This is a genomic window from Janthinobacterium kumbetense, from assembly GCF_023703445.1.
Classification (GTDB): Bacteria; Pseudomonadota; Gammaproteobacteria; order Burkholderiales; family Burkholderiaceae_D; genus Janthinobacterium; species Janthinobacterium kumbetense.
Genome location: NZ_JAMQGR010000004.1, coordinates 35,095 through 52,428 on the forward strand (window position 1 = coordinate 35,095; position 17,334 = coordinate 52,428).

At 61.8% G+C, this 17,334-nt stretch carries 18 protein-coding genes; 12 read left to right on the top strand and 6 right to left on the bottom strand.

Going from position 1 to position 17,334, the window contains the following annotated elements:
• Nucleotides 1-61: 61 nt before the first annotated feature.
• A complete protein-coding gene (locus NCG91_RS13785) occupies nucleotides 62-529 on the bottom strand; it encodes a DMT family transporter (protein ID WP_251350091.1) in 468 nt (155 codons plus the stop codon).
• Nucleotides 530-613: 84 nt separating this feature from the next.
• On the opposite strand from NCG91_RS13785, the gene NCG91_RS13790 reads away from it, so the two are divergent.
• Nucleotides 614-1,528: a LysR substrate-binding domain-containing protein gene (locus tag NCG91_RS13790; RefSeq protein WP_251350092.1), complete on the top strand. Its 915-nt coding sequence runs from the start codon at nucleotides 614-616 to the stop codon at nucleotides 1,526-1,528.
• A gap of 4 nt (nucleotides 1,529-1,532) precedes the next feature.
• Here NCG91_RS13790 and gloA read toward each other — a convergent pair whose 3' ends face one another.
• The 3 genes from gloA to NCG91_RS13805 all read right to left on the bottom strand — a co-directional run bounded on the left by gloA (nucleotide 1,533) and on the right by NCG91_RS13805 (nucleotide 2,849).
• Entirely contained in the window at nucleotides 1,533-1,940 is a 408-nt protein-coding gene (gloA, locus tag NCG91_RS13795; protein ID WP_152282084.1) for a lactoylglutathione lyase, read from the bottom strand.
• Nucleotides 1,941-2,053: 113 nt separating this feature from the next.
• The gene (locus NCG91_RS13800; protein WP_035828320.1) at nucleotides 2,054-2,476 is read right to left on the bottom strand and encodes an OsmC family protein; all 423 of its coding nucleotides are present in this window, start codon (nucleotides 2,474-2,476) and stop codon (nucleotides 2,054-2,056) included.
• Between the two features lie 106 nt (nucleotides 2,477-2,582).
• Nucleotides 2,583-2,849 (bottom strand): hypothetical protein, encoded by a 267-nt coding sequence (locus NCG91_RS13805; protein ID WP_251350093.1) that lies wholly within the window; start codon nucleotides 2,847-2,849, stop codon nucleotides 2,583-2,585.
• A gap of 262 nt (nucleotides 2,850-3,111) precedes the next feature.
• Between NCG91_RS13805 and NCG91_RS13810 the strand changes: the two genes are divergently transcribed.
• The 7 genes from NCG91_RS13810 to can all read left to right on the top strand — a co-directional run bounded on the left by NCG91_RS13810 (nucleotide 3,112) and on the right by can (nucleotide 12,023).
• Complete coding sequence (locus NCG91_RS13810; RefSeq protein ID WP_251350094.1) at nucleotides 3,112-4,071, top strand: NAD kinase; 960 nt, start codon at nucleotides 3,112-3,114, stop codon at nucleotides 4,069-4,071.
• Nucleotides 4,072-4,119: 48 nt separating this feature from the next.
• Entirely contained in the window at nucleotides 4,120-5,787 is a 1,668-nt protein-coding gene (gene recN, locus NCG91_RS13815) for a DNA repair protein RecN (protein WP_251350095.1), read from the top strand.
• A 106-nt stretch (nucleotides 5,788-5,893) separates the two neighbouring features.
• Entirely contained in the window at nucleotides 5,894-7,003 is a 1,110-nt protein-coding gene (hemH, locus tag NCG91_RS13820) for a ferrochelatase (RefSeq protein ID WP_251350096.1), read from the top strand.
• Nucleotides 7,004-7,347: 344 nt separating this feature from the next.
• The gene (gene grpE, locus NCG91_RS13825) at nucleotides 7,348-7,884 is read left to right on the top strand and encodes a nucleotide exchange factor GrpE (protein ID WP_251350097.1); all 537 of its coding nucleotides are present in this window, start codon (nucleotides 7,348-7,350) and stop codon (nucleotides 7,882-7,884) included.
• A gap of 91 nt (nucleotides 7,885-7,975) precedes the next feature.
• Nucleotides 7,976-9,919, top strand: coding sequence for a molecular chaperone DnaK (dnaK, locus tag NCG91_RS13830; RefSeq protein WP_070290878.1), 1,944 nt, complete (start codon nucleotides 7,976-7,978; stop codon nucleotides 9,917-9,919).
• A gap of 162 nt (nucleotides 9,920-10,081) precedes the next feature.
• On the top strand, nucleotides 10,082-11,215 hold the full coding sequence (gene dnaJ, locus NCG91_RS13835; protein WP_086147258.1) for a molecular chaperone DnaJ: 1,134 nt from the start codon (nucleotides 10,082-10,084) through the stop codon (nucleotides 11,213-11,215).
• Between the two features lie 136 nt (nucleotides 11,216-11,351).
• Nucleotides 11,352-12,023, top strand: coding sequence for a carbonate dehydratase (gene can / locus NCG91_RS13840; protein ID WP_099666328.1), 672 nt, complete (start codon nucleotides 11,352-11,354; stop codon nucleotides 12,021-12,023).
• A gap of 21 nt (nucleotides 12,024-12,044) precedes the next feature.
• Here can and NCG91_RS13845 read toward each other — a convergent pair whose 3' ends face one another.
• Nucleotides 12,045-12,530, bottom strand: a complete 486-nt coding sequence (locus tag NCG91_RS13845; protein ID WP_251350098.1) for a tetratricopeptide repeat protein — start codon at nucleotides 12,528-12,530, stop codon at nucleotides 12,045-12,047.
• Nucleotides 12,531-12,742: 212 nt separating this feature from the next.
• Here NCG91_RS13845 and NCG91_RS13850 point away from each other — a divergent pair, with 212 nt between their 5' ends.
• Genes NCG91_RS13850 through NCG91_RS13865 form a run of 4 tightly spaced genes read left to right on the top strand, consistent with a single transcriptional unit; the run spans nucleotide 12,743 to nucleotide 16,389 of the window.
• On the top strand, nucleotides 12,743-13,627 hold the full coding sequence (locus NCG91_RS13850; RefSeq protein WP_099666330.1) for a TauD/TfdA dioxygenase family protein: 885 nt from the start codon (nucleotides 12,743-12,745) through the stop codon (nucleotides 13,625-13,627).
• Between the two features lie 32 nt (nucleotides 13,628-13,659).
• Entirely contained in the window at nucleotides 13,660-14,673 is a 1,014-nt protein-coding gene (locus tag NCG91_RS13855; protein WP_435526486.1) for an ABC transporter substrate-binding protein, read from the top strand.
• 1 nt (nucleotide 14,674) lies between these two features.
• A complete protein-coding gene (locus tag NCG91_RS13860) occupies nucleotides 14,675-15,520 on the top strand; it encodes an ABC transporter ATP-binding protein (RefSeq protein ID WP_251350099.1) in 846 nt (281 codons plus the stop codon).
• Nucleotides 15,517-16,389 carry an ABC transporter permease gene (locus NCG91_RS13865; RefSeq protein ID WP_251350100.1) on the top strand — a complete coding sequence of 291 codons (873 nt, stop codon included), beginning with the start codon at nucleotides 15,517-15,519 and terminating at the stop codon, nucleotides 16,387-16,389. The genes NCG91_RS13860 and NCG91_RS13865 overlap by 4 nt, the downstream gene beginning before the upstream one ends.
• On the opposite strand, the gene NCG91_RS13870 is transcribed toward NCG91_RS13865, so the two are convergent.
• The gene (locus tag NCG91_RS13870; protein WP_099666334.1) at nucleotides 16,390-17,277 is read right to left on the bottom strand and encodes an HTH-type transcriptional regulator ArgP; all 888 of its coding nucleotides are present in this window, start codon (nucleotides 17,275-17,277) and stop codon (nucleotides 16,390-16,392) included.
• Nucleotides 17,278-17,334: the final 57 nt, after the last annotated feature.

The window sequence follows — 17,334 nt, forward strand, 5'->3', positions numbered from 1 at the left end:
ATTGCGCACGATCAAAACCAGCCCCGGCGACGGCGCTGGTTTTTTTCGTCTTGCCGTGTTATCACACGGCGCGGCTGTTGGCCACTTGCGTCAGGATCACGCCCGCCACCACCAGCCCCGCACCGGCCCAGTGCAGCGGAGAAATATGCTTGACGGCAAAGCCCAGCAAGCCGTAGCGGTCGATGGCCAGCGCGGCCAGCATTTGCCCGCCGATGACGGCGGCCATGAAGGGACCGGACCCCATGCGCGGCGCCAGCATCAGCGCGGCCGTAATATAAAACACGCCGGCCGCGCCGCCCAGCCAGGACCAGCCCGGTCCGCGCATGGCGAGCTGGACATCGGGCGCCGGCACCCGCCAGAGCAGCATCACCAGTGAAGCGAGCACGGCGCTGACGGCCAGCGAGGCAATGGTCGCCCACAGCGGGTGGCCCAGGTTGCGGCCCAGCGCGGCATTTGCGCCCGCCTGGAAGGGGACGACGGCGCCGGCCAGCATGGCCAGCGGGGCAAATACGGTGATCCATCCGTTCATGTATGACTCCCTGCGTGTTGAGTTGATGGAGTCATCGTATTATGCTGTCATGATTAAATCCAATTCGTAGTTTGTCATCCAACTATGCATCAAACGAATAACCTGCGCGCCGTCGATTTGAACTTGCTGGTGATCCTGGATGCGCTGCTCAGCGAGCGCCATTTGTCGCGCGCGGCTGAACGGTTACATATGAGCCAGCCTGCCGTCAGCCATGCGCTGGCCCGCTTGCGCCACCTGCTCGGCGACGCGCTGCTACTGCGCGGCAAGGGCGGCTTCCAGCCGACGGCGCGCGCGCTGGCATTGGCGCGGCCCTTGGCCGAAGCCCTGCAAAGCGTGCGTTCCGTGCTGGGCGGCGCCGTCTTCGAGGCGGCCACGGCGCAGCGCGTGTTTCGTCTGGCCATGTCGGATTACGGCGCGGCCTTGCTCTTGCCCGCTTTGCTGCGGCGCTTGCGCGTGGAAGCACCGGGCATCGACCTGGCTGTCAGCTACGCCAGCCGTCCGGCCGTGATCGCTGGCGTGCAGGATGGCGAGATCGACCTGGCGCTGGGCGTATTTCCGCAACTGCCCGAGCAGCTACACAGAGAAACTTTATTTGAGGAAACGTTTGCGTGCGCGCTCGATCCGGCCAGCCTGGCGGCCGGTGAAGTGTTGAGCCTGGAGACCTATCTGGCGCGCCCCCATGTGCTGGTGGCATCCAGCGAAGGCGGCATGGCGGCCGAAGTCGACGCGGCCCTGGCCCAGCTGGGACAGACGCGCCGCATCGCCGTGCGTGTGCCGTACTGGACGGTCGCACCGGATGTCGTGAGGGGGACGGACTTGATCCTGACGGTGGCGCGGCGCGCCTTGCAGGGCAGCGCGGCGCAAGGGCTGGCACAGTACGCTGCGCCGTTTGCCATCGCGCCGTTTGCGTTTGAAGTGATACGGCACCGCCGCACGGAGGGCGATGCGGGCATCGCCTGGCTGCGCGCGGCCATCGCACAGGCCGCCGAGCCAGGCTGAGGTATTACAGGCCGCCGCCCTGGCCGTCGAACTTGCGCTCGATCAATTCGATCTTGTAGCCGTCCGGGTCGGTGATGAAGGCGATGACGGTATTGCCGCCTTTCACGGGGCCCGGTTCGCGCGTGACGTTGCCGCCATTCGCGCGTGCCGCGTCGCACGCGGCGACGATATCGTCGGCCGAGATGGCGATATGGCCATACGCCGTGCCCAGCTCGTAGCTGGTGGTGCCGTAGTTGTACGTCAGTTCCAGTTCCGCGTGGTCGGGATTCGCGCCATAGCCGACGAAGGCCAGGGTGTACTGGTATTCCGGGTTGTCGCTGGTGCGCAGCAATTTCATGCCCAGGACCTTGGTGTAAAAATCGATGGAGCGCTGCAGGTCGCCGACCCGTAACATGGTGTGCAAAATACGCATCGTAAATCCTTGAGGATAATAGGGGAATGGCAGGATTTTATGCGTTTTACGCCTTTCTTGCCGAGGCGCCCCTGCCGTCCGGTGATGGGACGGCAGCGGACGGCATGCCGGCATTACTCCAGATGGGCGTCCAGGGTGATTTCCGTGGCCAGCAATTTGGACACGGGGCAGCCGAGCTTGGCGCGCAGGGCCGCGTCCTGGAACGCTTCGTCGGTGGCGCCGGGGATGGTGGCCACGAGGGTCAGGTGCACGGCCGTGATGGCATAGCTGCCGTCGATTTTTTCCAGGCTTACATCGGCCGTGGTTTTCAGGGCCGTGGCGCGCAAGCCCGCCTCGCCCAGCTGGCCGGACAGGGCCATGGTGAAGCAGGCCGCATGGGCGGCACCGATGAGTTCTTCCGGATTGCTGCCGGGACCGTCCTCGAAGCGTGTGTTGAAGCCATAGGCTACGTTGTCGAGCGCGCCGCTTTGGGTGGAAATAAACCCTTTGCCATCTTTAAGGCCGCCACTCCAGACGGCTGATCCTGTTTTTTTCATGATGTACTCCTTGCGTGGTTCGAGCGTTCATCATGCGCGCCGGGGCTTGCCGATTCCGTTCGTTGCGTCACACTGCGGGAGCATGCGCGGCCCACGACGGTTCGACTCAGCGTGCCTTCTTTGGTTCCAGTTCTGCGTCGGGACGCGCCTGTTTCGGTTCGGCCGGCTTGACCTTTTCCACGCCGGGCTGGGCACGCCGGTCCGTATCGACCAGGCCTTGCTCCAGGTCGCTGGCCGCCTGCTGCATGATTTTGCGCGGGCGTACGTTTTGCGCATCGGGCGATTCGTCGCGCTCGTGCGGCAGGCGGTCGACGCCGTCATTCCTGACTTTTTCCTCGGTATTGATCTTGCGTTCGCTTGGCTGGGTAGCCATATGGCCTCCTGACAGTAAAAATGACGTGCAATCAGTGTCCTGCCGCGCCGGGCCGCCCGCAAGCGGATTTGTCCGGGCAGGGAGCGCTGGCGCACGCATGGACGATTCTTTTTCTGCGCTACACTGCGTGCAACACCAAGAACGCCCCTTGCAGGCACGCGGCAGCCGCACTATACTGTGCATATATACAGTATTATGCGATGCCGGCGTGCGACGCGACAGCCTGGGGCGGTTTGCCACCGAATTCACTACCGAGACTCTTATGCCCGTCGATACACACGCCGAACAGCCAGCCGCGACCTTGCCAGCCCCGGGCGAGCGCTTCAACCTGGGTGCCAAGACCATCGCCCTGGTCGTGCGCCAGAATACGGATGGCATTGCCGAGCCCGTGAAAAGCATCGTCGATTTCCTGCAGGTGCTGGGCCACACGGTGGTGTTTGAGGCGGAGACGGCCGCGCACCTGAACCTGGCGTTTCCAGGCGTGCGCGCCATGTCGCCGGCCGAGATCGGCGCCGCCGCCGATTGCGCCATCGTCATGGGCGGCGACGGCACCATGCTGGGCATTGCGCGCCAGCTGGCGCCATTCGACGTACCCTTGATCGGTATCAATCAAGGGCGTTTGGGTTTCATGACGGATATTCCGCTCGAGCGTATGCTGCCTGTATTGGCGCAAATCCTCGGCGGTCGCTTCAAGGCCGAACGCCGTACCTTGCTTGAAGGCAGCGTACTGCGCGATGGCGTATCGATCCACGTGGGCATGGCCGTCAACGATGTCGTCGTTTCGCGCGGCGGCGGCGCCGGCATGGCCGAATTGCGTGTCGAGGTCGACGGCCACTTCATGTACAACCAGCGGTCGGATGGCTTGATCATTTCCACGCCCACGGGCTCGACCGCGTACTCGCTGTCGGCCGGTGGTCCCCTGCTGCACCCGACCCTGGGCGGCATCGTGCTCGTGCCGATCGCCCCGCATGCGCTGTCGAACCGCCCCATCGTCTTGCCCGACTCCAGCCAGATCGTCGTGGAAATCGTGCGCGGGCGCGATATCAGCGTCAATTTCGACATGCAGACCTTTGCCAGCCTGGTCCAGCAAGACCGCATCCTCATCCGCCGTTCGCCGCACACGATTACCTTCCTGCATCCGGAAGGGTGGAGTTACTACAACACCCTGCGTGAAAAATTGCACTGGAATGAGTACCCGTCGGGCGAGGGCAAGCTCAGCTAATAAGTTTCCCTATCTCAACCCGCGGTGCGCCGCCTAACCACTGAAGCCATGCTCCATACACTGTCCATTCGCGATTTTGTCATTGTCGATACCATTGAACTGGAATTTTCCGCCGGCTTCAGCGTGCTGACGGGGGAGACGGGCGCCGGCAAGTCCATCCTCATCGATGCGCTGACCCTGGCGCTGGGCGGGCGCGGCGACGCCAGCGTGGTGCGCGAAGGCGCGGCCAAGGCCGACATCACGGCCGATTTTTCCGTCAGCGAGGTGGCGCAAGCGTGGCTGGTCGCCAATGAGTTCGCCAACGACGAGGGCGGCGCCCTGTTGCGCCGCGTAATCGACAACGCGGGCCGCTCGAAAGCGTATATCAACGGCATCCCCGCCACGGCCGCGCAGCTGCGCGAGCTGGGCGACATGCTGGTCGACATCCACGGCCAGCATGCGCACCAGTCCTTGCTGAAAAGCGAGGCGCAGCGCGCCTTGCTCGACGGCCAGGCGACGGCGCGCGAAGCGGGTGCGGAGCAGGATGCGCGGCAAGTGGCGGCCCTGCACAAGCGCTGGCGCGCCCTCGTGCGCCAGCGCGAGGAATTCGAAACCAACGCCGCCAACGTGCTGTACGAGCGCGAACGCCTGGAATGGCAAGTGGGAGAACTGGAAAAACTGGCCGCCAAGCCCGGCGAATGGACGGAGATCACGAACGAGCATAGCCGCCTGTCGCACGCGGCCAGCCTGCTGGAAGGGGCGCAGGAAGCCTTGTCCATCATTTCTGAGCAGGAAGACCATCCGATCGTGTCGCAACTGTCGGCCCTGAACCAGAAGCTGGGCAAGCTGGTGTCCGTTGATGCGGAATTGCAACCGATTGTCGACCTGATCGACTCGTCGCGCATTCAATTGCAGGAATCCGTGTACGCGCTGAACAATTACCTGGACCGGGTCGAGCTGGACCCGGAGCGCTTGCACCAGCTCGACGCGCGCATGGAAGCCATGCACAGCACGGCGCGCAAATTCCGCGTCACGCCGGAAGAGTTGCCTGAGGAACACGCGAAGCTGTCGGAAAAGCTGCAGCACCTGGCCGACGCCTCCGACATCGAGGGCTTGCTGCGCCAGGAAGCGAAGATCGAGGCGGAATACCGCGCCGTTGCCGAACGGTTATCAGACACGCGGCGCGCCGCCGCCCTGGAACTGGGGCACGCCGTCACGCGCGCCATGCAGGAACTGAGCATGACGGGCGGCAGCTTTGAAATCGCCCTGCACCCGTGCGAACCGGCCGCCCACGGGCTTGAACAAGTGGAGTTTCTCGTCGCCGGCCATGCGGGCACGGCGCCCCGCTCGCTGGCGAAAGTCGCGTCCGGCGGCGAACTGGCGCGCATCGCGCTGGCCATCTCCGTCATCACCTCGCACGCCACCACCACGCCGACCCTGATCTTCGACGAGGTCGACAGCGGCATCGGCGGCGCCGTCGCTGAAGTGGTGGGGCGGCTGTTGAAACGCCTGGGGCAGGGACGGCAAGTGCTGTGCGTAACCCACTTGCCGCAAGTGGCCAGCCAGGCGAATCAGCATTTCCAGGTGGCAAAAAGCACCCTGGACAATGGCAAGACGGCGTCGCGCATCGACATGCTCGACGCCAAGGCCAGGGTGGAAGAAGTGGCGCGCATGCTGGGCGGCCTGGAAATCACGGCCACCACGCGCAAGCATGCGCGCGAATTGCTGGCGATTTGACCTTGGACTGCGGGGAGCGCTGCCTTCGCCTGGCAGCACTCCCCGATGTTGACGCAATGTAACTATAATGGTCGGCTAATCCATCCAACGCCTTCGAAGAGCTTTCATGTCATTTCAAACAGAACCGCCGTACACGCATGGCAGTATCGACCGCAGCGCCGTGGTGCTGGTCAACCTGGGCACGCCCGATGCGCCGACCTCGTCGGCCGTGCGGCGCTACCTGAAGCAATTTTTGTCGGACCCGCGCGTGGTGGAGATTCCCCGTCTCGTCTGGTGGTTCATTTTGAACCTGATCATTTTGCCTTTCCGCTCCGGCCAGTCGGCCAAGAAATACGCGTCGATCTGGACGCGTGACGGTTCGCCCCTGAAAGTGCACACGCAAAAGCAGGCGAAATTGCTGGCCGGCGCCCTGGCCGAGCGGGGGCACGACGGCGTCACCGTCGCCATGGCCATGCGCTACGGTTCGCCTTCGCTGCCGGAGGTGCTGGCCAGGCTGAAAAGCGAAGGCTGCGAGCGCATCGCCATCCTGCCTGCCTATCCGCAATACTCGGGCACGACGACGGGTTCCATCTACGACGCCGTGTTTGCCCATTACGCCACGGTGCGCAATGTGCCGGAATTGCGCTTTATCAAGCAGTATCACGAGCACGACACGTATATCGACGCCTTGCGCGATTCCGTGCTGAACCATTGGGAAGCGCATGGCCGTCCCGAAAAACTGGTGATGAGTTTTCATGGCGTGCCCAAGCGTACCTTGCTGCTGGGCGATCCCTACCACTGCCAATGCCTGAAAACGGCGCGCTTGCTGGCGGAAAAGTTAAAATTAAGTAAAGATCAATACGTGGTGACTTTCCAGTCGCGCTTTGGCAAGGCTGAATGGCTGCAGCCGTACACGGCGCCCACCCTCGTGGCGCTGGCGCAACAGGGTGTCAAGCGCGTCGACCTGCTGTGTCCGGGCTTTACCAGCGATTGCCTGGAAACCCTGGAAGAGATCGCCATGGAAGCCAAGCATGACTTCGAAGCGGCAGGCGGCCAGCAATTTCATTACATCGCTTGTCTGAACGAAACGCCAGCCTGGATCGCGGGCCTGGCGGAAATTGCCGAACAGCACATGATTGGCTGGCCGACGATGAAGACGGCGGCGCAGCGCGAAGCGGACAAGAAGGCGGGCGAGCAGGCGCGCACGGCGGCCCTGGCCCTGGGCGCGCCGAATTAAAGGGAATTATTTTTTGACAATAAAAAGCCGCGCTTGCGCGGCTTTGTCATGTCTGGCGCAGCCAAGGGGTTTTCTGAATAGCAACATCGCCAGTGGCGATGGCTGCGGCGGGGCTGGTAGAATGCCCGCTTTGCCGTGGGAAGCCTGGAAAATCAAGGGGGGCGCGCACGGATCGCTGCCCGAAATGGGAAGTGCTTTGTAATAAGCTGTAACATGGATCGCTGTAATTCCGGTTTTGCCATGCATACCCCTTGAAACAATAGGATATAGCCCCATCTGCCCGTTAGTGTTGTAAAGATAGTTAGACTAACTCATTTAAGTCATTGATTGTAGGAGCTTTTCAGATGCAAGATCAGGAAAACCAAGCTGTACCTAATCCGCAAGCGGACGCCGCGGCGACTGCCCCATCGACTCCCGCAGAGCCTACTTTGGAAGAGCAGCTGGCGAGTACCGAAGCGCGTCTTGCAGAGATGCACGATGCCTTCATGCGCGCCAAGGCCGATGGCGAAAATATCCGCCGCCGCGCGCAGGAAGATGTTGCTAAAGCGCATAAATTCGCAGTGGAAAGCTTTGCCGAAGCCATGGTGCCGGTGAAAGACAGCCTGGAAACGGCACTGACGGTGGAAACACCGACCATCGACTCGCTGAAAGAAGGCGTCGAGATGACCCTGAAGCAACTGAACGCCGCGTTCGAGCGCAACCGCTTGGTGGAAGTGTTGCCGGTGCAGGGCGAGAAGCTCGATCCGATGAAACACCAGGCTGTTGCCGTGGTGCCAGCGGACCAGGAAGCCAATACCATCGTGTCAGTCCTGCAAAAGGGCTATATGATTGCGGACCGCCTGCTGCGTCCAGCCATTGTAACGACCGCGCAAGCAAAATAATCAGAGGGCGGCATCAAGCAAGCCTTGAAACCATGCCGCTTTGCCACATATAAGAACCATCTGAAATCTAGCAAATAAAAGGAAAAAAATCATGGGTAGAATTATCGGTATCGATCTGGGAACCACGAATTCCTGCGTTTCCATCATGGAAAACGGTCAACCAAAGGTAATCGAAAACGCTGAAGGCGCACGCACGACGCCGTCGATTATTGCTTATCAAGAAGATGGCGAAATTCTCGTCGGCGCGCCAGCGAAACGCCAGGCCGTGACCAATCCGAAAAACACGCTGTACGCAGTCAAGCGTTTGATCGGTCGCAAGTTCGACGAAAAAGAAGTGCAAAAAGACATCGCGCTGATGCCGTACCAAATCATGAAAGCCGACAACGGCGATGCATGGATCGGCGTACGCGACAAAAAACTGGCGCCGCCGCAAATTTCGGCTGAAGTCCTGCGCAAGATGAAGAAAACGGCAGAAGACTACCTCGGTGAAGAAGTCACCGAAGCCGTCATCACCGTGCCTGCGTACTTCAACGACTCGCAGCGTCAAGCTACCAAGGATGCCGGCCGTATCGCTGGCCTGGACGTCAAGCGCATCATCAACGAGCCAACCGCGGCAGCGCTGGCGTTCGGCCTGGACAAGACCGAAAAAGGCGACCGTAAAATCGCCGTGTATGACTTGGGTGGCGGTACGTTCGACGTGTCGATCATCGAAATCGCGGATGTTGATGGCGAGAAACAATTTGAAGTGCTGTCGACCAACGGCGACACCTTCCTGGGCGGCGAAGACTTCGATCAGCGCGTCATCGATTACATCATCGACGAGTTCAAGAAGATCAACGGCATCGACCTGAAAAAAGATCCGATCGCCCTGCAGCGCATCAAGGCTTCGGCCGAGCGCGCGAAGATCGAATTGTCGTCGTCGCAACAAACCGAGATCAACGAGCCGTACATCGCCATGGCGAACGGCGCACCGGTCCACTTGAACCTGAAGATGACCCGCGCCAAGCTGGAGTCCTTGGTGGAAGAGCTGATCACGGCCACGATGGAACCATGCCGTACCGCCATCAAAGATGCTGGCGTGAAAGTGTCGGACATCGATGACATCATCCTGGTCGGCGGTATGACGCGTATGCCGAAGGTACAGGAAAAAGTGAAGGAATTCTTCGGCAAGGATCCACGCAAGGACGTGAACCCGGACGAAGCCGTCGCCGTGGGCGCAGCGATTCAAGGTTCGGTCCTGTCGGGCGAACGCAAGGACTTGCTGTTGCTGGACGTCACCCCTCTGTCCCTGGGTATCGAAACCCTGGGCGGCGTGATGACCAAGATGATCCACAAAAACACGACGATTCCGACCAAGTTCAGCCAGGTCTTCTCGACGGCCGACGACAACCAGCCTGCGGTGACCATCAAGGTCTTCCAGGGTGAGCGCGAAATCGCCGCCGGCAACAAGGGTCTGGGCGAATTCAATCTGGAAGGCATCCCGCCAGCATCGCGCGGCACGCCACAGATCGAAGTGACCTTCGACATCGACGCCAACGGCATCTTGCATGTCGGCGCGAAAGACAAGGCCACCGGCAAGGAAAACAAGATCACGATCAAGGCCAATTCCGGCTTGACCGAGGCTGAAATCCAGAAGATGGTGAAAGACGCCGAGTTGAACGCGGAAGAAGACAAGAAGGTCAAAGAATTGGCCGAGTCGCGCAACCAGGCCGATGCTCTGGTACACTCGACCCGGAAATCCTTGACCGAATACGGCGACAAGCTGGATGCGGGCGAGAAAGAGAAGATCGAAGCGGCGATCACCGACCTGGAAGCAAGCATCAAGGCGGGCGACAAGGCTGAGATCGACGCCAAGGTGGAAGCACTGTCGAGCGCATCGCAGAAACTGGGCGAAAAAATGTATGCCGACATGCAAGCGCAGCAAGCTGCCGGCGGCGCGGAAGGTGCACAGCAAGCTGCTGGCGCATCGGACGCAGGCGCCAAGCAAGACGACGTTGTTGACGCTGACTTCAAAGAAGTCAAAGACAGCAAGTAATGTCTTGCGCTCCCATGAACTGGGGGTAGCCGGGCTGAACGCTACATCGCGGGATTAGCCGCGAAGACCGGCCGAGCCGAGTCGCTGCGCCTAGCGCAGCACTCGACTCGGCTTTTTCGTGTAATTTTTACATCAGTAGATAGACTGCAAGGTGCCGACAACATGGCAAAGCGTGATTTTTACGAGACACTCGGTGTCGCAAAAAATGCTTCGGAAGAAGAGATCAAAAAGTCTTACCGTAAACTGGCGATGAAATACCATCCGGACCGCAATCCGGATAGCAAGGAATCGGAAGAAAAGTTTAAGGAAGTCAAAGAAGCCTACGAGATGCTGACCAATCCGGAAAAGCGCGATGCGTATGACCGTTACGGGCACGCTGGCGTGGATCCGAACATGGGCGGCGGTGGCGGCTTCGGCGGCGGTGCTGGCGGCTTTGCCGACAGCTTCGGCGATATCTTCGGCGACATCTTTGGCGGTGGCGGTGGACGCAGCCGCAATGCGGGTCCACAGGTGTACCGTGGCGCCGACTTGCGCTACAACCTGGAAATTACACTGGAGCAAGCTGCTCACGGCTTCGACACGACCATCCGCGTGCCGAGCTGGGATAAGTGCGACACTTGCCACGGCAGCGGCGCCAAGCCGGGCACCTCGCCCACCACCTGCGGTACGTGCGGTGGCCACGGCCAGGTGCGCATGCAGCAAGGTTTCTTCAGCATCCAGCAAACCTGCCCGAAATGCCATGGTAGCGGCAAGGTCATCACTGACCCGTGCACGCCATGCGGCGGCGCCGGTCGCATCAAGCGCAACAAGACCCTGGAAGTGAAAATTCCAGTCGGTATCGACAACGGCATGCGTATCCGTTCGTCCGGCAACGGCGAACCGGGCACGAATGGCGGTCCGTCGGGCGACCTGTATGTGGAAATCCACATCAAGCCGCATGCCGTGTTCCAGCGCGAAGGCGACGACCTGCATTGCGAAATGCCGATCTCGTTCGCCAAGGCGGCCCTGGGCGGCGAAATCGAAGTGCCGACCCTGAACGGCAAAGTGTCGTTCACGATTCCCGAAGGTACCCAGTCGGGTAAAACTTTCCGCCTGAAAGGCAAGGGCATCAAGGGCGTGCGCTCCGGTTACGCGGGCGACCTGTTCTGCCACGTGGCCATCGAAACACCGGTGAAACTGACGGAAAAACAGAAAGACCTGCTGCGCGACTTTGAAAAGTCGACGACCGAGGGCGGTGCCAAGCACAGTCCGCAAAGCAAGACCTGGAAAGACAAGGTCAAGGATTTTTTTGAGTAAGCACACGTAATACCATGCGCCGGGATGCTGAAACATCCCGGCGTTTTTTTCACCACGACTGAGAAATGTGCGCGCATCGCCGGCCTATGGGCGCGATCTGCCGCCAACTCAGTCGTACGCACACAATGGGAGCGATATGACCGAACCGAAAAATGGCCTGGCCCTGGCGGAACTGCTGCAGCGTAACCGCCGCTGGGCCGACTCGATGGTGGCGAAAGACCCGAACTTCTTCAAGAATCTGGAAGCGCAAACGTCGCCCGAATACCTGTGGATCGGATGCTCCGACAGCCGCGTGCCCGCCAACGAACTGCTGGGCATGGCGCCTGGCGACGTGTTTGTGCACCGTAATATTGCCAACGTGGTCGTGCATTCCGACCTCAATTGCCTGTCTGTCCTGCAATTTGCCGTGGACGTGCTGAAAGTCAAACATGTCATCATCGTCGGCCATTACGGCTGCAAGGGCGTGCATGCGGCCATGACGGGCACGCGCATCGGCCTGGTCGACAACTGGCTGCGTCACGTCCAGGACGTGGGCCAGAAGCATGAGCGCTACCTGGGCGACGTGCTGACCAGCCGCCAGCGCGGCGACCGCCTGTGCGAGCTGAACGTGGTGGAACAAGTCTTGAACGTGTGCCAGACCACCATCGTGCAAGATGCGTGGGAACGCGGACAGGAACTCAGCGTCCATGGCTGGGTCTATGGCTTGAAGGATGGCTTGCTGAACGACCTGGAAGTGACCGTCAAGGCCGGCCACGAACTGGCGCCGCGCATGGCGGCCCGCCTGGCCCGCTACGAAGCGACGGCGTAAGCCAGCAATGCTGGCGCGGCGCTAAGGTGCCGCGCCTTCCAGGCGGCCCAGGTAGTCGGCCGCCTCCCGCACGCCCTCTTGCGCCGCCTGGCGCAGCCAGGTCTTGGCCTGGGGAATGTCCTGCGGCGTGCCCCGGCCTTCGGCCAGCGCCACGCCATAGTGGTAGCGCGCCAGCCGCGCGTAGGCGGCGTCATCATTCGTATGCGCGCCGCGCCGCATCAGCGCCGTCGCCTGCGCCAGGTCCTTGGTCACGCCGATGCCCGTTTCATACAGCTGGGCCAGCCAAATCATCGAATACACATCGTTCCAGCGCCGGATGCAATCTTCAAAGATGGCGACGGCTGCCGCGTGGTCGCCCGTCTTGTCGGCCGCATAGCCGTACAAGCACTTGATGCGCTTGTCGCTGTGCACATAGGCTTTGTAGCTGAGATCACTTTCACCCTGGCTATCCTGGGCATGGACGGGAACGGTCAACAGCAAGGCGAGCAGCAGGGCGTAGGTGGGCATGGCTTTCCCGGGGCTAGGGTTAAAGCTTGGTAGATAAGCAAGTTGCGTGCTAGCGCAATTCCCGGGCAACGCCGGTACTGCTGTGCCAATTCGTGACAGCCGCTGTGGCAGCGTGGCGCAACGCGCCGCGCATATCCATATAGTAAATGCTTCGTTTGCAAGCAAGGCTGGCCGGCATACAGTGGACTTCCCCTGACTCTTGGCGAATTCCCATGTCGGCCGTCCTGAAACCCGCGTTTTCTTCCAGCCCGTTCCGTATCGAGACTTTCGATGCGCCGCTCGGCGCGCAAGTGCTGGGGCTGGACCTGGCGCAGCCGCTGTCGCTGGGCGACTTCCAGCGCCTGCACCACGCCCACCTCGACCATCACGTGCTGGTGTTCCGCGACCAGCGCATCACGCCGCAGCAGCAAGTCGATTTCAGCCGCCGCTTCGGCCCCCTGCAAATCCACGTGCTGCGCCAGTTCCAGTTGCCCACGCAGCCGGAAGTGCTGATCATCTCGAACATCGTCGAGGATGGCCAGCCCATCGGCCTGGGCGACGCGGGCCATTTCTGGCATTCCGACCTGTCGTACAAGGAAGTGCCCAGCCTCGGTTCCATGCTGCACGCGCAAGAGTTGCCGCAGGACGGAGGCGATACCGTGTTTGCGAATATGCACCTGGCGTGGGAAAGCTTGCCGGCCGCGCTGCGCCACGCCGTGCGCGGTGCCCGCGCCGAGCACAGCTACCTGAGCCAGTACGAGGAATTGCGCCGCCGCAACCCATGGCGGCCCGCCCTGACCCAGGCGCAGGTCGATGAAGTCAAACCCGTGACGCACCCCGTCGTGCGCGTGCACCCGGAAACGGGCCGCCGCGCCCTGTTTGTCAGCGAACACTTCACCACGCGCATCGTCGGCTTGCCCGACGATGAAAGCCGCGCCCTGCTCGATGAACTGTTTGCCCACAGCGTGCGCCCGGAGCATTTATATGTGCACCGCTGGCAACCGCACGACCTGGTGTTCTGGGACAACCGCTCGCTGATGCACCTGGCGACGGGCTGCCCGCCCGACCAGCGCCGCAAGTTGTATCGCACCACCATCGAAGGTGATGCGCCGTACTGATTTTGACTGTTGATCTGACCCAAGGAGTGTCCATGTTGCCGATCTTTAGCTTTGCCCGCCGCCTGCTCGCCGCCATCGCCCTGCTGTGCATGGCCATGCCCATGGCCCGGGCCGAAGGGCAGATCCGCATCGCGGGGCAGCATGGCATCACCTTCTTGCTGCTCAATATTGCGCAGGAACAAAAGCTGATCGAAAAGCATGGCAAGCAGCAGGGCGTCGATGTCAAGGTCGAGTGGATCACCCTCTCCGGCGGGCCGGCCATCAACGACGCTTTGTTGTCCGGCAATATCGATATCGCGGGGGCCGGGCTGGGTCCGCTGTTGACGATCTGGGACCGCACGAAAGGCCGGCAGAATGTGCGCGGCGTGGCGTCCTTGGGCAATTTTCCTTACTATTTGATCAGCAACAACCCCAAGGTAAAAATCTTGGCGGACTTGACGGACAAGGACCGCATCGCCTTGCCCGCCGTGTCCGTCTCCGTGCAGGCGCGCATCCTGCAAATGGCCGTGGCGAAGCAGTGGGGCGACAAGGAATTTGCCCGCCTCGATAAAATCACGCAAACCCTGCCGCACCCGGACGCGGCCGCCGCCATCATCGCCGGCGGCACGGAGCTGACGGGCCACTTCGGCAATTCGCCGTTCCAGGAACAGGAACTGGCGCAAAACCCGAATGCTCACATCATCCTGAACTCGTACGACGTGCAAGGCGGACCCAGCTCGTCGACCCTGCTGTATGCGACGGAAAAGTACCGCAAGGACAATCCGAAGACTTACCGCGCCTTCATCGCCGCCTTGGCGGAAGCGGCGCAGTATGCGAGCAGCAATCCGCAAGGCGCGGCCGACATCTATATCAAGGTCAACAAGAGCAAGGTAGACCGCAACCTGTTGCTGAAAATCTTTGCGAATCCGCAAGTGCAATTCAAGATCGCGCCGCAAAATACCCATGGCCTGGCGCAATTTTTGCACCGCGTGAACGCCATCCGCAACCTGCCCGACAGCTGGCGCGATTACTTCTTTGACGACCCTGCCATCACGCAAGGAGGCTGACATGAACGCACCCGCTTTTCACCTGGTACGTCCGCCAGTCGCCTTACAGCCTTTGCTCAGCGTCAAGAATGTCAGCCTGGAATATCAGACCGAACAGCGCACCGTGCGCGCCACGCATGACGTCAGTTTCGACGTATTCCGCGGCGACCGTTTTGTGCTGCTGGGGCCATCCGGCTGCGGCAAATCGTCCTTGCTGAAAGCCGTGGCCGGCTTCATCGCGCCGCGCGCGGGCAGCATCGCCATGCAGGATCAGCCCATCCAGAAACCGGGGCCGGACCGTGTCGTCGTATTCCAGGAATTCGACCAGTTGCCGCCATGGAAAACGGTGCTGGAAAACGTCATGTTCCCCTTGCTCGCCAGCAAGCGGCTGGACAAGGTGGCGGCCCGCGAGCGCGCCCATCACTGGATCGCCAAGGTGGGCCTGGCCGGTTTCGAGGATGCCCATCCGCATACCTTGTCGGGCGGCATGAAACAGCGGGTAGCCATCGCCCGCGCCCTGGCCATGCAGCCGGAAGTGCTGCTGATGGACGAGCCGTTTGCCGCCCTCGACGCCTTGACGCGGCGCAAGATGCAGGAAGAGCTGAGCCGCTTGTGGGAAGAGCTGCGTTTTACGCTCGTGTTCGTCACGCATTCGATCGAGGAAGCCTTGGTCGTGGGCAACCGTATCCTGCTGCTGTCGCCCCATCCGGGCCGGGTGCGCGCCGAACTCAATAGTCACCAGTTCGGCCTGCACAGCGCCGGCAGCGCGGAATTCCAGGCCGCCAGCAGCCGCATCCATGGTTTGCTGTTCGATGAGGAAACCGTTGCCGTCCCGCCAGCACAGACTGCGCACAGGGAGGCCGTATGAGCGCGCTGCTGGAACCGCCGATCCGCCAGGAATTCGTCTATGCGGCGCCGCCGCCGGCCGGCGTCACCGTCGAGCGGCCGCTGTCGCGCTGGCAGCGCCTGGGCCAGCATGCGCTATGGCGCAAGGCCTTGATTTTGCTCAGCCTGGCCCTGCTGTGGGAAGGCGCGGCGCGCTGGACGCACAATGATTTATTGTTGCCCGGTTTTTTGCAGACGGCGCAGGCATTCATCGGCGGCATCGCCAGCGGCGAATTGTTCACGCGTACGGCCGCGTCCCTCGTCGTCTTGCTGCAGGGCTATGCCGTGGGCGTGCTGGCCGCCTTCGTGCTGACTTTGCTGGCCGTGTCCAGCCGCATCGGGCGCGACGTGCTGGAAACCCTGACGGCCATGTTGAATCCCTTGCCGGCCATCGCCTTGCTGCCGCTGGCCTTGCTGTGGTTCGGCCTGGGGCGCGCCAGTTTGATCTTTGTCATCGTTCATTCCGTGATGTGGCCGCTGGCCCTGAACACGTATGCGGGCTTCCAGGGCGTGCCCGACACCCTGCGCATGGCGGGCCGCAATTACGGTTTGAACGGCTTGCGCCTGGTGCTGCACATCCTCGTGCCGGGCGCCTTGCCCTCGATTGTCTCGGGCCTCAAGATCGGCTGGGCGTTTGCCTGGCGCACCCTGATCGCGGCCGAGCTGGTATTCGGCACCACGTCGGGCCAGGGCGGCCTGGGCTGGTATATCTTCCAGAACCGCAACGAGCTGTACACGGACAAGGTGTTCGCCGGCCTGGCCGCCGTCATCGTCATCGGTCTGCTGGTGGAAAACATCGGCTTTCGCAGCCTGGAGCGCGTGACTCTCAAGCGCTGGGGCATGCAGCGGTAGTTATTTCAGCATGCTGCGCGCCGCCGCGACGATTTGCCGCGACAGCTGCTCCAGGCGCGGCGACTGCACCTTCCACGTGTGCCAGTACAGGGCCACGTCGGCCGGGGTCTTGGGCGTGAGCATTTCGACCAGCTCGCCATCCGTATTCGCTTTCAGCAGCAGCTCGGGCACCATGCCGTAGCCGAGGCCGTAGCGGATGGCGTTGAAGTGCGAGGTGGCGCCCGGCACGTAATGGCAGGGATAGGCCCCTTCGGGCAAGCCCAGCGCCTCTTGCAGGAACGACGATTGCAGGGTGTCCTTGCGCGTGTAGGCGACGACGGGCGCCGTGCGCGCCGCCTTGCGCGTCAGCCCGTGCGCGAACCACTGCTGGCGGAACGCGGGCGTGGCCACCAGCCAGTAGCGCATCACGCCCAGCGGCTCGGCCGTGCAGCCGCGCATGGGCTTGGGCTCCGTGCTGATGCAGCCGATCGCCATGCCCGTTTCCAGCAAGGTATACGTGTGGTCCTGGTCTTCCACGGTCAGGTCCAGCAGCACGCGCTCGCGTATCAGCACCTCGGACAGGGCAGGGAAGAACCAGGTGCCCATCGAGTCCGCGTTCAGCGCCAGCACCAGGGTCAGCGGGGCATCCTGCTGCACCGCCAGTTCCGCCTGCAAGTCCGCCTCCAGCAGCTTGGCCCGCTTCAGATACTGCATCAGCCGCTGGCCCATGCGCGTGGCGCGTGCGGGACGGCTGCGCACGATCAGCGCATTGCCCAGCTGGCTTTCCAGCGCCCGCACCCGCTGCGAAATGGCGGGCGACGTCAGGTGCAGCCGCAGCGCCGCCTGTTCGAAGCTGCCCGTTTCGACGACGGCGCGGAACGCTTCCGTGTGCTTGGGATTGAGGTCCATGGTGCGCGCCTAACATAAGAAAAATTTATCAATACTAAATAATACTTACTTTTCATA

What these genes read in the sequence shown, in the direction of transcription:
- recN (WP_251350095.1), top strand. Translation starts at nt 4,120, where the DNA reads ATGCTCCATACACTGTCCATTCGCGATTTTGTCATTGTCGATACCATT.
- NCG91_RS13845 (WP_251350098.1), bottom strand. Translation starts at nt 12,530, where the DNA reads ATGCCCACCTACGCCCTGCTGCTCGCCTTGCTGTTGACCGTTCCCGTC.
- NCG91_RS13855 (WP_435526486.1), top strand. Translation starts at nt 13,660, where the DNA reads ATGTTGCCGATCTTTAGCTTTGCCCGCCGCCTGCTCGCCGCCATCGCC.
- NCG91_RS13805 (WP_251350093.1), bottom strand. Translation starts at nt 2,849, where the DNA reads ATGGCTACCCAGCCAAGCGAACGCAAGATCAATACCGAGGAAAAAGTC.
- NCG91_RS13790 (WP_251350092.1), top strand. Translation starts at nt 614, where the DNA reads ATGCATCAAACGAATAACCTGCGCGCCGTCGATTTGAACTTGCTGGTG.
- NCG91_RS13785 (WP_251350091.1), bottom strand. Translation starts at nt 529, where the DNA reads ATGAACGGATGGATCACCGTATTTGCCCCGCTGGCCATGCTGGCCGGC.
- gloA (WP_152282084.1), bottom strand. Translation starts at nt 1,940, where the DNA reads ATGCGTATTTTGCACACCATGTTACGGGTCGGCGACCTGCAGCGCTCC.
- NCG91_RS13810 (WP_251350094.1), top strand. Translation starts at nt 3,112, where the DNA reads ATGCCCGTCGATACACACGCCGAACAGCCAGCCGCGACCTTGCCAGCC.
- dnaJ (WP_086147258.1), top strand. Translation starts at nt 10,082, where the DNA reads ATGGCAAAGCGTGATTTTTACGAGACACTCGGTGTCGCAAAAAATGCT.
- NCG91_RS13850 (WP_099666330.1), top strand. Translation starts at nt 12,743, where the DNA reads ATGTCGGCCGTCCTGAAACCCGCGTTTTCTTCCAGCCCGTTCCGTATC.
- grpE (WP_251350097.1), top strand. Translation starts at nt 7,348, where the DNA reads ATGCAAGATCAGGAAAACCAAGCTGTACCTAATCCGCAAGCGGACGCC.
- NCG91_RS13870 (WP_099666334.1), bottom strand. Translation starts at nt 17,277, where the DNA reads ATGGACCTCAATCCCAAGCACACGGAAGCGTTCCGCGCCGTCGTCGAA.
- hemH (WP_251350096.1), top strand. Translation starts at nt 5,894, where the DNA reads ATGTCATTTCAAACAGAACCGCCGTACACGCATGGCAGTATCGACCGC.
- can (WP_099666328.1), top strand. Translation starts at nt 11,352, where the DNA reads ATGACCGAACCGAAAAATGGCCTGGCCCTGGCGGAACTGCTGCAGCGT.
- dnaK (WP_070290878.1), top strand. Translation starts at nt 7,976, where the DNA reads ATGGGTAGAATTATCGGTATCGATCTGGGAACCACGAATTCCTGCGTT.
- NCG91_RS13800 (WP_035828320.1), bottom strand. Translation starts at nt 2,476, where the DNA reads ATGAAAAAAACAGGATCAGCCGTCTGGAGTGGCGGCCTTAAAGATGGC.
- NCG91_RS13865 (WP_251350100.1), top strand. Translation starts at nt 15,517, where the DNA reads ATGAGCGCGCTGCTGGAACCGCCGATCCGCCAGGAATTCGTCTATGCG.
- NCG91_RS13860 (WP_251350099.1), top strand. Translation starts at nt 14,675, where the DNA reads ATGAACGCACCCGCTTTTCACCTGGTACGTCCGCCAGTCGCCTTACAG.